Annotated in this window: 12 protein-coding genes; 2 read left to right on the top strand and 10 right to left on the bottom strand. The window is 35.0% G+C overall.

Annotated features, from left to right (window positions below; all coding sequences use genetic code 11):
* Positions 1 to 16 precede the first annotated feature (16 nt).
* The 5 genes from Bccel_RS22965 to Bccel_RS22985 all read right to left on the bottom strand — a co-directional run bounded on the left by Bccel_RS22965 (position 17) and on the right by Bccel_RS22985 (position 4,889).
* The gene (locus tag Bccel_RS22965) at positions 17 to 154 is read right to left on the bottom strand and encodes an SHOCT domain-containing protein (RefSeq protein WP_036935496.1); all 138 of its coding nucleotides are present in this window, start codon (positions 152 to 154) and stop codon (positions 17 to 19) included.
* Positions 155 to 263: 109 nt separating this feature from the next.
* Positions 264 to 722 carry a DNA N-6-adenine-methyltransferase gene (locus tag Bccel_RS22970; protein WP_036935494.1) on the bottom strand — a complete coding sequence of 153 codons (459 nt, stop codon included), beginning with the start codon at positions 720 to 722 and terminating at the stop codon, positions 264 to 266.
* 34 nt (positions 723 to 756) lie between these two features.
* Positions 757 to 3,042 carry an ATP-dependent DNA helicase gene (locus Bccel_RS22975; protein ID WP_036935492.1) on the bottom strand — a complete coding sequence of 762 codons (2,286 nt, stop codon included), beginning with the start codon at positions 3,040 to 3,042 and terminating at the stop codon, positions 757 to 759.
* Between the two features lie 524 nt (positions 3,043 to 3,566).
* Positions 3,567 to 3,992 (bottom strand): sigma factor-like helix-turn-helix DNA-binding protein, encoded by a 426-nt coding sequence (locus Bccel_RS22980; protein ID WP_036935490.1) that lies wholly within the window; start codon positions 3,990 to 3,992, stop codon positions 3,567 to 3,569.
* Positions 3,993 to 4,313: 321 nt separating this feature from the next.
* Complete coding sequence (locus Bccel_RS22985; protein WP_036935488.1) at positions 4,314 to 4,889, bottom strand: hypothetical protein; 576 nt, start codon at positions 4,887 to 4,889, stop codon at positions 4,314 to 4,316.
* A 178-nt stretch (positions 4,890 to 5,067) separates the two neighbouring features.
* Between Bccel_RS22985 and Bccel_RS22990 the strand changes: the two genes are divergently transcribed.
* Both Bccel_RS22990 and Bccel_RS22995 read left to right on the top strand, forming a co-directional pair.
* Positions 5,068 to 5,484 carry a helix-turn-helix domain-containing protein gene (locus Bccel_RS22990; protein ID WP_036935486.1) on the top strand — a complete coding sequence of 139 codons (417 nt, stop codon included), beginning with the start codon at positions 5,068 to 5,070 and terminating at the stop codon, positions 5,482 to 5,484.
* Positions 5,485 to 5,550: 66 nt separating this feature from the next.
* Positions 5,551 to 6,060: an ImmA/IrrE family metallo-endopeptidase gene (locus Bccel_RS22995; protein WP_036935484.1), complete on the top strand. Its 510-nt coding sequence runs from the start codon at positions 5,551 to 5,553 to the stop codon at positions 6,058 to 6,060.
* 61 nt (positions 6,061 to 6,121) lie between these two features.
* Here Bccel_RS22995 and Bccel_RS23000 read toward each other — a convergent pair whose 3' ends face one another.
* The 5 genes from Bccel_RS23000 to Bccel_RS29210 form a co-directional block, all read right to left on the bottom strand.
* On the bottom strand, positions 6,122 to 8,890 hold the full coding sequence (locus Bccel_RS23000; RefSeq protein WP_036935482.1) for a phospholipase D-like domain-containing anti-phage protein: 2,769 nt from the start codon (positions 8,888 to 8,890) through the stop codon (positions 6,122 to 6,124).
* 33 nt (positions 8,891 to 8,923) lie between these two features.
* On the bottom strand, positions 8,924 to 11,836 hold the full coding sequence (locus Bccel_RS23005) for an anti-phage-associated DUF1156 domain-containing protein (RefSeq protein ID WP_036935480.1): 2,913 nt from the start codon (positions 11,834 to 11,836) through the stop codon (positions 8,924 to 8,926).
* A gap of 18 nt (positions 11,837 to 11,854) precedes the next feature.
* A complete protein-coding gene (locus tag Bccel_RS23010; RefSeq protein ID WP_036935478.1) occupies positions 11,855 to 12,424 on the bottom strand; it encodes a DUF3780 domain-containing protein in 570 nt (189 codons plus the stop codon).
* On the bottom strand, positions 12,421 to 15,531 hold the full coding sequence (locus tag Bccel_RS23015) for a DUF499 domain-containing protein (RefSeq protein WP_036935476.1): 3,111 nt from the start codon (positions 15,529 to 15,531) through the stop codon (positions 12,421 to 12,423). The genes Bccel_RS23010 and Bccel_RS23015 overlap by 4 nt, the downstream gene beginning before the upstream one ends.
* A 275-nt stretch (positions 15,532 to 15,806) precedes the next feature.
* A complete protein-coding gene (locus tag Bccel_RS29210) occupies positions 15,807 to 16,310 on the bottom strand; it encodes a helix-turn-helix domain-containing protein (RefSeq protein ID WP_081926683.1) in 504 nt (167 codons plus the stop codon).
* Positions 16,311 to 16,336 lie beyond the last annotated feature (26 nt).

Consider the following 16,336-nt stretch of genomic DNA (forward strand, 5'->3'; position numbering starts at 1 on the left):
GAATACATTTCAACAACTATTGCTCGGATACAATTTTATGTTTCTTCATCAAATCTGATTTAATAACATTGTACTCTTTATCAGTAATTAGCTTTTTACCATATAGTTGGTTTAAAAATGCTAATTTCATTGCATATTTTAATGTATTGTCCATAAGAGACCTCCTCACAATAAAACCAGGACATATCGTTTCAACAAAAAAAGGAGACGGACAAATTCTTCTTTGTCTATCTCCCTGTGTTATATAAGATTTATTCATTTCTTTAATATGATGAAACCTTCAGTTGTTTTAAAGTAGGCTTAAATACTACAATAGCTGACGGAAATGGTGCACAGTCCTTTGAATTACTGAATTTCAGCCTACCTTTTACAAATCTTATTTCATGTGCTTTCATACAGTATGTATGCCAATATTTTGTATCTGTTCTTGCTGGAATAAGACAAACTACGGTTGCACCTTCTTGTGATTCATCAAAGGCTTTTTTTATCCATTTATCTATATTTCTGCCGTATGGCGGATTCATCCAACATCGCTGTGCCCAATGATGCCAAGATTGTGATAATCCATCATCAATTTTGGTATAATACTTGTCACACTTAGCATTTTCAGCAGTAGCACAAACATCTAGTTGAAAATTGAACTCTTTGTGAAGCTTGTCAAAAAACTGCTGTGGAGTTTCCCACTCATCTGATTTACTGCTAAACATGATTTCAGTGTTCATATTGACTCCTTTCCAAATAATGCAATTTTAAAAATCATTTTTTGAAATAATCTTCTTCCTTCACTTTTCTAATAAAAGCCCTCACATCATCAATTGAATCTGTTACTTCATACTGAGCTAAAGCTTTCAAAACTCTTTTTCTGTACTTGCCATTTTTACTAATCCTAAAATCAAGGATTGCTATAACCCCGGTATCTGTTTCACATCGAATCAATCTTCCCATGCCCTGCTTCAATTTGATTAGCATTTCTGGAAACACTATGGCATCAATAAATTCTTCAATAGAATCAGACTGTTCTTTTTTGTACTCTCCAATTGGATTAGGTGTAGGAAACGGTAAATTCACAATAATCAGAGATGATAAAATATCACCAGGACAATCCACTCCTTCCCAAAAAGAGCCTGTAGCAAAAAGAACACCGTTTCCGCTATTTTTAAAAGCTTCTACGATGTTCTTCTGACTTTTGTCCATTTTTAAAAGAGGGTATTTAATTTTACTCCGGGCCAACTCATAAACCTTTGATAGCAATGTATATGATGTAAATAAAATAACAGTATGTCCCCATGTTGCATTAATAAGGTTTGTGATTTCCTCTGCTACAGCTTTTATGTATTCTTCACATTGTTTGTTCGGGAACGGCACTCTTTCACTTATATATAGCAATGCATTTTTATTATAATTAAATGGTGATAAATAACTTATTTCACTTGTACTGCTTGATGTTATTAAATTTATCCCGGTATTACGTTTAAAATAATCAAATCCAATATCATCAGACAATGTTCCTGATGTAACAATTTTAGGAATCCCATTTTTCCATAACACTTGATATAACTGATACTCCAAATCAATGGGAATCCCACAAATTGCTACAAGATTTTCACTTCTGGGATTCTCAAGCCAATATAAGATATCATTTGTTTTTAATATCTTGTCAAGCTGCTGCTCTATTTCTAAAACCATCATTTCCAATTCCCTGCTTTTAGAAATAAAGGAATAGCAATAGCCTTTTATATTGCTTATTTGTAAAAGCATTTCAACTAGGATTTCTTTTTCATTATGGCCTATTGTAACTCCTATTTTAGATACGTCATCATTGATAAGTTCTCTATTAATGTTTGAAAGCAGGCTTCTAAAAAATCTTGTCCTCAATACGCATAATCTTTCCAGCTTGAGTTTTGCTGAGTTTAAAAATGCTTTTTTACCTTTCAGATTACTCCGAATCATATTCGTCATTATTGTTATATCTTCACCTGAAAAGCTTTTACCAAGGATTTGTATGGCTGCATCCATCAACTTATGGGCTTCATCTATAATTTCAATTGAATGTTCAGGAATCAGAGTGTGCCTTCCTTTTGATCTTTTGACTGCATCAGCTAGATAATAATTGTGGTTACATACCTGAAAATCATGAAAAGATGCTTTTACATATTCCATGTATTTAATGTACTCACATTCCTTAAATCTAGGACAGCTTTTTTCACAATTTTTTGGAACATTAATTTTCTGTACAATATGGTTTTTTAATCCTTTTCTTTCATCCAAGTCAATTGAGTTCCCAAGATCAGGTGCATTAAGCTTTTCTAACAAATCTCTATCAACGGCCTTTTTACTACTATTTAAGTATTCTACCAGCCGTTCATACCTAATTTTACAAAAGTAATGCTCTTTACCTTTTCTTAATACTGCACTTAGCGGACGATTTATAACTCTGTTTTTATATAATATTTCTGATAAAGTCGGAACGTAATTATTGATAATGGCATTCTGTAAATCAATACTGGATGTAGAGATTACACATGGTATGGAATCTTCTTTGCCTGTACATTCTTTACTTTGCCTTTCATATAATGCATAGACTACAGCAGCTACAATATACGCATAAGTTTTCCCAGTTCCAACTTCTGCTTCACATATTGAAATACAGTTGTTTTTAATTCCTGCATACATATTTATAGAAAGTTCAATTTGCTCTTCCCTTATTTTAAAGCCATTTTCCGGCAATAATTTCCTGAAAATATATTCAATCAAGGTATTGGGGTTTTCCGGAAGTGTTACTTGATAGTCTGATGTTGCAATAAATTTATATATCAATTTATCTTTATACTCATCTGTATAAACCTTTTTACTTTTTAGTAATGGAACCATCGAATCCTTATCCATGCAGATGACAAAATAATTGTTAATACTTTTGTTCTCTTTAACTACGAATATATAGCTTGTGTCAAATGTAAAAAGGTATCTATAAACCTTTTTATCTCTGTGATTTTCAAAGTATGATAGCATTAATGCTTCATCACTTGTATTTATTTCAAACATCCTTATTCTCTCCTTCGTTTCTAACACTTGACAGCACATTGCTGTGGTGGGCCATAATCTTTATAAGTCCACCACAGTATCTGCTGTCAAATATATAAATTTAACATTAGAATTTTTGTATCATATTTGTTCTCAACATCCCTGATAACTAAGGGGGTATATCAAGTTGCTATTGGAAATAGCATCATATAAGCTGACATGGTTATAAGTTCTCAAACCAAATGAGCGTTATCCTGTCATTCATTGCAGGCTGCCCAATGCGGTGAGGCGTTCAAGGCAGAAGTATCATTATCTATCCCTTTACCTGTCATCGCAATTAGTCCTTCCAAAGACTATTTTTAGCCGGATGATTTCGCTCTCTTTTAATAAAGGTCATGGCGATCCGCTTTTTGTTGCTTCCCTTATGGTGGCAAAGGTAGTTGTCCTGATATACAGTGTCTTCAGTTTTCAAGGAGCATAAGAAGGACAAAAAATCCCCCTCACTTTTAAGCCGAAAAAGTGAGGGGGGTGTACGAAATAATTTATTAATTTTCCAAATGTTTTTTGAGTTTTTTTAAAATGCAATCCTTTCTACTGTTTATTGTCATCAACGGAATACCAATTTCCCTTGATAATTGACGTTGGCTTTTTTCTTTATAGAACAAGTCAATTATTAATTCCAGTTCTTCATCATTAAGAAGCTTCAGGCTTTTTCTTAGTTTTTCTATCATTACCTTTGTAACAACGGAATCACAAACATCTTCTTTAGTACTGTCTTTCAGCAGTTCTTCACCTAAAATGTCTTCATAAACATTGTCAAACTGTGAATATAAGAACTGCCCATGTGCTATATCCCGCTCTTCCAGATATCGCTCTCTCCTTCTCATTTTGTAGTACTCTTTATAAATCTCCTCTGAAACCTCTTCTGCATTTTGACCTACCCTTAAATAAAATTTCTTTTCATTATCCATCTTAAAACCTCCAAATTTTTGTCTTGATAGCTCTAAACAAAATTTGGAAATCACGGATAATGGGTGTTGTATGGCTCCCATCTTTTCATACTGCCGACTCCTGATTTCGGGCATAAAAAAAGCCGGAAGTGAAATCAATCACATCCAGCCTCATTAGCCTTATATTTACTTTGAATTAATGCATAAAAAAATCCCCAAACACCCTTATAGAGTTTGAGGATACTGATATCATTAAATTTATGACATAATCCACCAGCATAGCCAGTATATCAGCTTGTAAGTTTGGAAACAGTAGGAATATGCTCGGGGCTTAGTTGGAATTTAGTCGGGGTCCACGGATTGATAGAAAAAACTTGGTATGCCTTCACCTTCTTGACCAACAATGATTCCTTTTAATGTCGGAATGGTATAACCCCATAAGCAAATTGCAAAAAGGTCAATCGCTTCTCTTTTTTTATCATAATAAGTACTACGCTCCATATTTAATAGTTCCAACATTTCCTGCTCTGAATACTTTATAACTGTCATGTACTGCTTAACCAGTATTTCATGGTACAGCTTGCCATTATCAGGATACTCATAAATTTTGCTCATTGCTGAATCTATCATCGATATCAGCCAATGTGTTTCAAACAAAGAGTGCACCTTCTGATTAAACTTATCTCTTTCGATTTCGGGTGCAAAATTTTCAAGATAGTCTAATGCATGTTCTAAATTTTTGCTCCAATAACATGCAGTAGTCTCACATACTTCATTAAGTCTGTTTTGTGTTGACCACACAACAGGACGGTATATTTCCAAAAGCAATTTTGTCTTATGTAATACTGCCAAACGATCAATATTCAATCCTTTATATAAAAGTGTACATTGTTTCATTACTCTGCTTTCCTTACGCATATCTTGTCCTCCTCGAGATTCTTATTGACATTCGTTTCGTAAAAATGTTATATTTAATACGAACGTTGTTGCATATATCATATACCATATTATACATGAACGTTTGTTCGTCTGTCAATATGGTTTTTGTGTACGATATTGCATATTAAAAGTTATATCTTAGGAAGGAGCCAATATTATGTTGTTTGGTGATAAAATTAAAGAATTGAGGACCTTGGCAGGAATGAGCCAACAAGAGTTAGCAAGTAATGCTGGATTATCTTTGCGTTCTATTCAAAACTATGAAAGTAATAAACGTTATCCAAAAGATGTAGCTATATTAAATAAACTTTGCAAGGCTTTAGATACAACAATTGAAGATTTAATGTCTGATAAGGACAATTTTGTCCAAGAAGCTACAGCCAAGTACGGTACCCGTGGAAAGAAAGATGCAAAGAAATTGGTTGAAGAAGTTGGTGGGTTATTTGCAGGTGGAGAATTAAATGAGGAAGATAAGGATAAGGTTTTTCGAGCGATTACAGAAATGTATTGGAGGGCTAAAGATAATAACAAGAAATATTCACCTAAAAAAAATTCTCATAAAACAAAGGAATGATTTATTTTATTTTTCATGGTACACTTTATTGGTGAGAATATTGGCATTGCATCAGGGGGTGAGAACATGACCAACAAAGAGAATATTCAGGCTATGGCAAGTAATATTATAAAAAGGTTTGATACACGAGATCCATTTGAATTGTGTAAATCTACCGGAGTCGAAGTTTTTTTCGCTGATTTAGGAAGCCTCAAAGGTATGTATAAATATATTAAGCGTAACCGTTTTGCAGTAATTAATGAAAGTCTTGATGAACGCACAAGAAGGCTGGTATGTGCACATGAATTAGGTCATGACCTCCTACATAGAGATTTAGCAAAAAATATTTGCTTGCAGGAATTTGTTTTATATGACATGAAAAGCCGACCTGAATATGAAGCCAACTTATTTGCAGCAGAGATACTTCTTCCAGATGATGAAGTTTTTTCCTATGCAAAAGAGGGGTATGATATACACCAGATTGCTCAGGTTTTTTGTACGGATATAAACCTGGTGGCTTTGAAAGTGGCTTCTATGAACGCTAAGGGGTATGAACTTAAGAATGTGGTTGATGTTAAATCGGGGTTTTTGAGATAAAAAACATCCAAAAACCCCGATCTCCATGCCTCTTAGTAAATCATAATAAAAATAACTTATTTTATTTCCAACTTTCCAATAATGTTTTATATTTTTCTCTTTCACTTAATACCATAGTACAGCTTTCCCAGTCAATATTGCCAATTGCCTGCCGCTCATAACGAATCTCAAAAGGATGCTGTTTAGGGATTTCATCAATAATTCTTTCAGCCTCAGCTTTGTTGTTCAACGCTATTTGCACCCACACATCTTCGAGCACATCCGGCAGCTGCCCGAAAATACTGCTTATATTCTGAAGCCTCTGTGACAGCATGTCATGAACTCTATCTTCAACCGAATCTTTATATCTCATGTTATAAATAAACACTTTATCATTTTCCTGTCCAATACGCTGTATACGACCTTTTCTTTGCTCAAGCCTTGTAGGGTTCCATGGCAAGTCAAGATTAATTAAGGTTCCGAGTGTTTGTAGATTTAATCCTTCCGATGCAGCATCAGTACCAATAAGGATTTTTATTTCACGTGAGCGTACTTTGCGTTTTATATCCTCTTTAGTACACTTTTTAAATATTCCATCAGTTATTATTCTTGATTTGTCACCGCCTGCATAGAGTCCAATAGCAGTATTTTTCAACACATTTGATAACTCTGTTGCAACCCATAATGCTGAATCATAGTATTGAGAAAAAATGATGCATCCTTTTTCTGCGAATTTCTTCTCCTTTAGAAGTGAGAGCAGTAGTTCATATTTTGGATCTTTATCTTTGTTAGCATCAAGCTTATTTACAAACCTACGTAAGCATTCTCGTTCAGGCTCAGTTAAATCCTTAACCTCGCTATACTTTTCATCTTCTGCTGATTGCTTTTTTCTTCCTCTCTTCGGAGTTTCTTCTTCAAATTCATCATCGTCTTCATCAAATATGGATTCAGACTCTATGCCCCAATTGAGCATCTTTTGAGCAGTAGAAAGCCCGGCAACCATAGTACTTCCAACTCTTTTTAGGAGCAATGTTTTAATAAAGCCTCCACCTTTAACTCTTTTACTTAGAAGTTCACAAAACTCCTCCGCACACTCATATGCCTCTTTCAAATAAGGTGTTAGCTTAATTGCTTCTTTTTCATCTTCTCCCATCAAAACAACTTCAATCTTTTTTAAATATGGTTCACCTGTTTCCGGGTTATTGTTATTTTCCAAGAACTCCCTTGTTCTCCTAATGATATGACGAATAAATGGATTATGGTTTTGCATAAACCCATTTTCTAATATTCTTCCAACCCGGCGACTATCTGGACTTCTGCCCGTTATAATTTCTCTAAATACATCTGGTTTAATAACAAAAGTATCATCCGATAGACCTAAATTTCTTCTTAAGACACCAAAATTCATAGGGTCTTCGGATGCTGGCGGGAACGGATTGCGAAGCCACTCACACTGTTCAAGAAGCCCATCAATATTTGAATTAATACGCTCTCTATCCATTATTAAATTTAATGCTTTTTCTGGATTTGTACGCCACTTTGATAACTCGCTACCAAGTACGCCATCATTTTTTTGCGACAAAATATAGAGCAAATCCCATGCCTCTATAGGATACATCTGAACTGGTGTCGCAGTTGCAAGCAACATACTGTGTGTATTTTTTGAAATCTTTAAAAGAAAGTCCATCAGATTATTAGGCTGTGGCTTATCATTTTCTTTCCCTTCGCCTAAATTTTTACGTCTTGCTCTGTGCGATTCATCAACTATTACACATTCATACTGCATTGATAAAAGTTGTTCTATGTATTCATCACGTCCATTTACAATAAGACCTTGTGAAATAATTCCAACCTTTCTAGGACACTTCCTTATATCCTCTATTGGCGGATATTTTATTTCATTTTCATCTTGCCACTCTCTGCCTGTCCAAACAGCTGAAGGCATACCAAGTAGATTTTTCATCTCATCTTGCCATTGCCAAATCAATGTCTTTGGAACAATAATCAAAATGGGGTTACTGCCGCTCAAAGCCATAAGTTGGGCAGATAGAGCAAGCTGAATTGTCTTCCCAAGCCCCACTTGGTCTGCCAAAACATATCTTGCTCCATAGCTTTTTTGATGGTCACGGAATACAGTATCTACAAAAAACTTTTGATGCTCCCAAAGACCAAGTTCCTTACGGTACACCGGCGATTCAACAACCACCTGTGCTGGCTCTGGAGCAGCTTTCCATTTTGTTATATCATCAATAACTTCACGTCCAGAGATACGTCCTATGTCTTCAACTACAAAATCAGAGAGTGGAATTGCGGATGGATGATGCCAAAAATAATCAAACTCATCCTGCACCCACTTAATGGCTTCATCACTATCGTCTTCCCATAACATTTCATAGTTTAATCTCCAACCAGAATATGTCTCATTAACACTTCCGATAAAAGCTGTTTTATGATTATCTGCCAGAGTAATCACACCTGCTTTTCCATGAATTAAACCAAATACATCGTTTGGTAAGACCCTTACAATAAGCTTCTTACTTCTTAGTAAATCATAGAGTTTTTTTAGTCTCGGTGAATTACTGGAATATTCTTGTTCTGGCTCGTTTGCACACCATTCCTTACGTAAAGCATTTGCCGCAGCGGTTGCAGTTACTACATCATCTTTTTCAAGGCATGCATTGCAAATGAGTCTAACCGTACCAGAAATAGACTCTATTTCCTCTCCAGCAATTTCAAGAATGGAAGAGCTAAAGAATCCGGCAATACGATCATAACTTTTTGCATTTTTTAATTTTTCATTTAAAAAAACTCTGTCAAGCCTTTTTACTCTTGAAGAAAATCTATTTATCAAAACCTCACCCACTTGTAAGTTTCTATATTATCCTTAAATCATATCATTCGCCACAAGTTCTTTGAGTATTGAAGCGGCTTTTGCAGAACTATTCCAGTGTTCCATGTTATAAATCGGCTCAAATGTGGATATGTAATTTAAAAATTCGCATATCCTTTCTCTATTGTTCCAATAATCTTCCACTTCATTTTTAAGCCAGTTTTTACCTGCCTGAACATTATCCTCTTTGTCTATTAAATACAACGCCATCATAACATTCCTTAATAGTGATGAAGCAAAACCACTCTCTGCACCAATATTTCGGTTTGCCCACTCATTAGGTGTTTTTAGTCTTGCAGCATTTGCTCTGGTATTTTCCATGAAGTCCTTATATTCAGCAACTCCAAAACCTCGAGCAAGCTCCTGATAATTGGATAGTTGATAAATATTGTTCTTTTCAATTTCTAAACCTTTTATATATAGCCTTTCATCGGGCGAAAGAGAACGCCAAATAAAATTATCAAATTCAAACGGTATTAATTGATCATAAGCAATTTTTTTTGCTGATTCGATTAATTTTGCTACAGATGACAATTCACCCTTTTTCCGCTCTTGAGTAAGTTCATATGTTACATCAATATCCTCTATACGCTTTACAGAAGTTAAAACTTTTAGTGCTGCTGCATAAGCAGCTAAAATATAATCTGCATCTGAGAAATTTGGCTCCTCTTTATTATCCAATAAATGCATGCTATTTATTTGATTTTTAACTTCTATCTCAATGTCTGGATAAAGTTCATCTAAATAAGCTGTTTCAGTAGATTGCTGTTTTCTTAAAACAAGTAAAACTGTTCCTTTAACATAGTTGCCTTCTTTTAGACCTCCACTTTCAGTTTCAGTTGCTATATTCCATGCCGCAACAACTTGCAATCCAGCTGACCAGACAATGAGTGCTAAATCTGCCCAAACACTAACATCTTGATGTGTAAACATTATAATTTGCATCCCATTATCTGGCATGTTGTCAGCAAGATTTTTATAAATCTCAACCATGGCATTTTTAAAGGATTCACCCTGACCACGAACTGTAAGAACTCTTTTACTATCAACATACCAGTCAGGAAATGCTTTTTTTAACAAATGTTTATCCCATGCTAAAAAAAACTCAGATAATTCATGATAGTTTACTGCGTCAGCATATGGTGGATCTGTTATCCATAAATCGGATTTGTCTTGTATCAATCTTGCATCATTCAACGTTACTTTTGACTTATTAAGGATTTCAAAATTATTTATATTAAAAAACCAAGAGGTAGAAATTGAACTCAAACCTCTTGTTCCATAATTAAATGGAGTATTAAACGCTTGGTTCATAAATGTATTCTTGATTATTTCACATCCTGCATAGCTATCCCAAATACTAAGCTTAGAATCCCAATCAGATATTTTATTAACCCCTAACATTCCTATGACCAATTCTTCATTTGACTTTGCAAGTTCAAATATATTCTGCATAAACAACCCATGCGTAAGAAGTTGTCGGGAATTAAAAAGATGATGCCAATGAGTCCATCCTTTTTCATATGTTAATTGATTTGTATTCCAGCCAGCTTCAATTGGTGTTGATGGAATTATTCCATTCTCCTGCCATTTGGTAAAATGAAGACTTAATATCTCTTGAACTTTTTCTTCACGTTTTATATCTTGCTCTGTTGGTGCAGTGTAATATCTGTTCGATTTTGTTGAGGTTTTTTCTATGCTTTCGTATCGTATGCAATATAACCTTTCGGTAAAAACATCAGTCATTTCATAAGCAAAATCTTCTTTTTTCCATTTTCTCAAACTATTTGGGGTATTATATCTGAATGGTCGTTTAATTCCATCATCCATGTCTCTACGGATACTTGGAATGGGTGTTTCTTTATCACAATGTGGACAGCATAATTTGTAATTAGCAATAGTTTTTCTTTTACTTGCCTTTTCCAATTCCTCTTTTGACACATTTTGTATTATTTTAAAATTGTAATTTTTCTGACTACTGTTTTCAATTAACTCAACTATTGTTTTTGTCCCTTTACCAATAATAAATGACTGTAAAATTGGAACTCTATATCCGCATTCTGGACAAAGCGTTTCATAACAATATAAATATGAGTTTGCCCTATCTCCATTCTCATTTGTTTCAATTCCCCATTCTAATATCTGTTTATCAACTGCATCAAATACTTTTTGTTGAAATTCTCGCAAGTTACTAATTATTTGTTCACTTGCTCCAGCTATATTCAGATTTGACCAAGTCAAAAGCCCTGCTATTGGGTTTAAGTCAGATGCAAAAACATCATTTCCCATACGTGCTGCCTCAAAAGGAATCGAACCACCTCCGCAAAAGCAGTCTCCAATGACTGCCTTATGTCCAAATCTCTTAATTCCTAACTGCTCAACCAATTCATTCAAATTGGTAGCAGTAGTACCTAAATGAGAATTAATTTCCTTCCATTCAGATATGTCAATATTCGATACTTCCTCCGGGCGAACACAATAGGTAATCTTTTTATCATATGTAAATCGATTCCATGCCTTATTTGTAATTTCCAATTTTTCTTCGGCTGTTAAGCCATTTTTCCATTTTAGACTGGTATTACTAGCAAAGTAAGTTTCCTTTTCTCTATTTGTAAGAACTTCAAAAATATCAGCTACAGATATCGGTTTCCTCTTTCGATGCAATAATCCTTTTTTGTCCATGGTCATGATTTTAAGAAATATATCCATGTCTTTTTTAGCATCATTTGAAGCGGGCATTAAAAGTCCAAGAATCGCTGCTCTAACTAGTACGAGCGGTTTTCTTCCCCACCATTTACCCAAACCTGTAAGAGTCTGTCCTAAATTTGCTTTTCTTTCCTTATAGCTTTCCTTTGATACTTTTGAAACTGGAAATTGTACTTCTATGAAAGATTTATCTTGTGCCATATATTCACACTCCTCAAATTATTCCTCTTCACCCTTTTTAATCATCATATCAAAAAGAGAGTACTGCCTTTGCTCTTCAATCGGATTTTCTGTTAATGCATATCGAAGAGCTTTTCTCCATCCTGTGCGGTCATTTAACCCACCTGTAGCAGCATTTGTCATTGTATACAGCCACCAGCGTTCTTCCGGGGCAAGACCTAACCAGTTTCGAGTAGCAGTTGGTATAACAGCCGGATCACAATCCTCAACCGCCCACACCAGAAGAAGCATCTCTTTCCCCAGCAGCCTTTCTACAGGAGTTTGCCCTATTATAAACTTGCCTTGCGGCTTTTTTGCTTTTTTTAATCTTGCATTAAATTCTGTCTGCATTACCTCCATCAAGAGCTTCCACTTGTGTTTTGAGATCTCAGCCTTCGCCTTATCCTCATCATACATATTAATTTTTTGTTCCCGCACATCATATTGCCATGAAAACCGCTCATATATCGTAACGGTAGCCTCTGCTTTTGCGGGTACGTGAACTAAAAAGTGGTGCAAGCTCTCCTCAGGACGAAATCCAAACCCCAAGGTTCTTAGCTTCTCACTCATTTTATTTTTATCTCCTCTTGTCTAAACTGAGACAAACTAATTTGTTTTTCATTAACAAAGTCATAAAATGCTTGACCTGTTTTAAATGAAACACTTCCACATTCAAATTCAATATTTGCCCTACCATTAGTAATGAATGAATTCTTAAGATTGTCAATAGCAATTTCAACCATTTCAGCAGTAGTAGCAATTTTTGTATCAATATTCAATTCAATATATCCACTGTCACTACCTTTATCATCTAATTTAAATAAAACAATCCGCACATCACAAAGAACATCTGCATATTTCTTGAAAACTGCCAAGTTATCATAACTCTCTTTGGTATCTTTTGCTTTGAAACTGTGCATCAATAAAAGCGGTCTTTCTTTATCTATCACAAGTTCTTTTTTCTTGTTAATATCAACACGGATTGTTTGTGAGTCATAAAAACTGTCATCATATTCTGCAACAACCTGTACAAATTTAGTGTTTGAAGGTATAAGAACCTCTCCTTCATAAACACCACCATTTTCCTTTGGATCGGAGCCATCGGTTGTATATTTTATCTTTACTCCCGGTTGGGCTTTCAAATGCAACGTCTGTCCATTACCAGTATCAACAAATTTATGCCTTACTTTAATATCTCTAGTCCATAGAGTAGGTTCACCTGATGGATGTTCACCTGAGCTATCAACACAAAGAAAAGACACTTTTAATTCTGTCGTTTCAAAATTATTAGGATCTTCCACTTGAAGTGAGCTTGTTGTTGCTGGTGCTCCTACTTCATAATAAATCTTATCCCCAAACTTAGGCATCAATCGGAGAGTAACTTTCCCTGTCTCCTCGTTTTCACCCTTTTGAGACACAGTTACACTTGTAGGTTCTTTAGCAAAGGGTCCCTTTTCAATATACTCTCCATGAGCACGCCATAAATCCTTTTCAACGCAACTTGAAAGTAACGCATCCAGTGCCTTAGGATGGTGCCATTGCCAAGAAGTTTCTGTAGCTGCTCTACTTTTTATTTCAGAGAATCTCATTTCTTTTCTAGTAAAGAGCCTGTCCTCACACTTACGTCTCATTGTGTCGTCAACTGTTTTATCTGTTAGCTTTTGTTTTTCAATCAAGAGTTTTCTTATTTGGTCTTCACCATTATAATTATTACCTTTAAACTCCATCGAGAAATCAGCACTCTGTATTCCGTTTTTATTTGGGTAATAAAGCACACCAAATGTCTGCTGTGCGGCACTTAACACAGCAGTAATTTTTTTAATCTTAGTATCCTGAGCTAGTTGGAACTGTTGATTGTCTTCGGGCACCTTTTCATCAATCATATTTTTAATAATACGCTCAATTGCTTTTAATTCCTTGGCAGCAGCATAAAGCCTATTCATTGTGTCTCTGCCCCCGGATAAAAACATCACACGATTCTTATAAAGAGCATTATCATAGAATTTTTGCAATTCAGGATGTAAGCCTATTCCTGTGTATGGTTCAAATAATACTAAAGATACTTTGTCTTGAGACAGATTAATCTCGTCAACAGCAGGAAATATTAATAAGTCCTGATAGCAATCTCCTGTATTAGGCTTAAATTTCTCAGTTAAAAATTTTTTTAGTGTTGTAGATTTCACTCCGTCATTATCATATGATTCAACAAGCGAATGAAGCTCAGCGATCATATTTTTTGTATTCTTAAAAAATAGCTTTCCATCTTTATCATGCTCCAAATACCAAGCTCTCATCTGAAACTCATCTAAGGCTCTTTTGAGTCCTGCAATATCTCTATTAGGTTCACAGAGATTTGCAATTACTTCACTCAGTGTAAGTCCTAACAATGCATTTGGAACATTTGCAAGGGATGCTACAAGTATAAGTTTACTAACATCACTTACAAGGTTCTGCTGATACTGTGAATCGATTTCCTCTGCTACAGCTTTTCCATTTGAAGCAATATCATGAGCAATTGCATTAGAAAGTTCAGGCTTGATTTGTGATACTGTAGTAAGCATATTGCGATCGTTCAGGTCAAAATCAAAAACATTAATAAGATACTTATTTTTTGCGTGTTTCCCATTGTCTGCATACAGCCCGGTTACAATTTGGCGCATAAGTCTAATCAATCCTCTGGTTTGCTGGAAACCGGGATTTTCTTTGAACCTTGCATACAAATCTCTGATTGAAGGGTGAAATGGATAACTATCTTTAATTCCTGTGTAAATATGTTCAGGTGTTACAGTTGTAAAACTCATCTTCTTAGCATTCGAAACTGCTTCTTGGTAGCCAAGAGCAACCTGATTAATTTCATTAGCTTCAGGCATATTTTCAAACAATCTTTTTCTCAATATGTAATAAACCTCATCGGACGTACTTCCAACAGGCTCAATATTCAATGCACTTCTATTAACTTCATTTTCAAGATTTTTAAAGGAAGACCGTATCAGTTCACTTCCGCTTTCATATGTTGCCTTTAAATCAGACACCACCAAACACACATTTGAAAGCTGTCCTTTCCCAAGTGCTGAAAAGAGGTTTGCAAGAGCTGTTGATGTTACAGTACACAAATCTGAATTTCCAATAGTCTTTGATTTGGCATTTTCCAAATAAGGTGGAAGCTCATCAAGTAGAATTAATAAAGGTTCACCTTCTAACAACTTAATCCATGCCGTTTCTCCCGGTGCAGAAAGCGGACTATAATATTGGTTAAACATATCTTTTTTGCCAAGCTGTTCTGCAATTGCCCCCCAAATACCAAAAGGTGCATCACTCTCACGACCAGTAAATGCTACCATTCTAACTTTACCTATCTTTGTATATTTCTCGTCGGGTAGGAATTTCAAACGATAATCTGGATTAGTTGCAATTAATCCAAGTGCTAACATATTATGCGTTTTCCCTCCACCCATAGCTTGGGTTAGTTTAATAACACCTGAAGCTCCTTCACCTAGAAATCGCTTAAAAGCAGCATCAAATAATACTGTCATACCATTAGTAAGGTAGTTTTCCTCAAAGAAAGATGCAGGATCAATATTGCCTTCTAATAAATCAGATAAGTTTAGGACATCCTCACGCTTTTTCTCATCAAAAACACTTTCTCTTGGTTTACAAAGTTCAAATATAGTTCTCATGCAATACCCCCAAATTCGATTTTTTATTTTAACAGTAATACAGTAATGCTACAATCCCTATCTTCCATTCTAAAGTTTTTGTTTGCTTAATGTACGTTTTATTATTATCAATATAAATGTTTCCATCATCCAATTATATCCCTATTTCCGACATTTTACAATAATTAAGCACCATCTAAACATCTTACCTTCTATTTTTATATAACATCCTAAACCATATCTTATATCAATACTTCTTTTCTCATAAGTACATTATTTTATTTCAACTGTACATTTCAAGGGGATGCACCTTTGGGCTGCTCCCCAGCCCATGTAAATTCATAGCTGCTGTATCTTTTTTCTCCTCTTTTAATCTCACGAAAATCATCATTACACAAATGAGTTTCCCCCAGCCCACTATTCACATTATCCTTTTTAACGGCTACCTTTTTCAAACTACCTTCCTTCTCGTTATTTTTGCCCTTCTCCTCATTGACTCCCTGTTTTTCATCCTTCTTTGTCTCCACAATATTCAGTGTATACAAATTTGAAGTCTGTCCTCCATGTTTACGCTCCTTATCAAATCTTGCTTCCTTAACAACAAACCCAGCCTTAACTAAATCATCCAATGCTCGCTTTACAGTATTAACACTATATCCGCATTCTCTGGCTATTGTTCTAATTGAAGGAAAGCATTGCCCATCTTTATTGCAATGAAGAGCAAGACAATTAAGAACAAGCCTTGCCCTTGGCTTTAAATCTGATTGAAAAGCATTTGTCATAAATTCAATTTTTGCCATGATATCCTCCTCGTTAGTGTATCAGG

Source organism: Pseudobacteroides cellulosolvens ATCC 35603 = DSM 2933, assembly GCF_001262605.1.
Taxonomy (GTDB): Bacteria; Bacillota; Clostridia; order Acetivibrionales; family DSM-2933; genus Pseudobacteroides; species Pseudobacteroides cellulosolvens.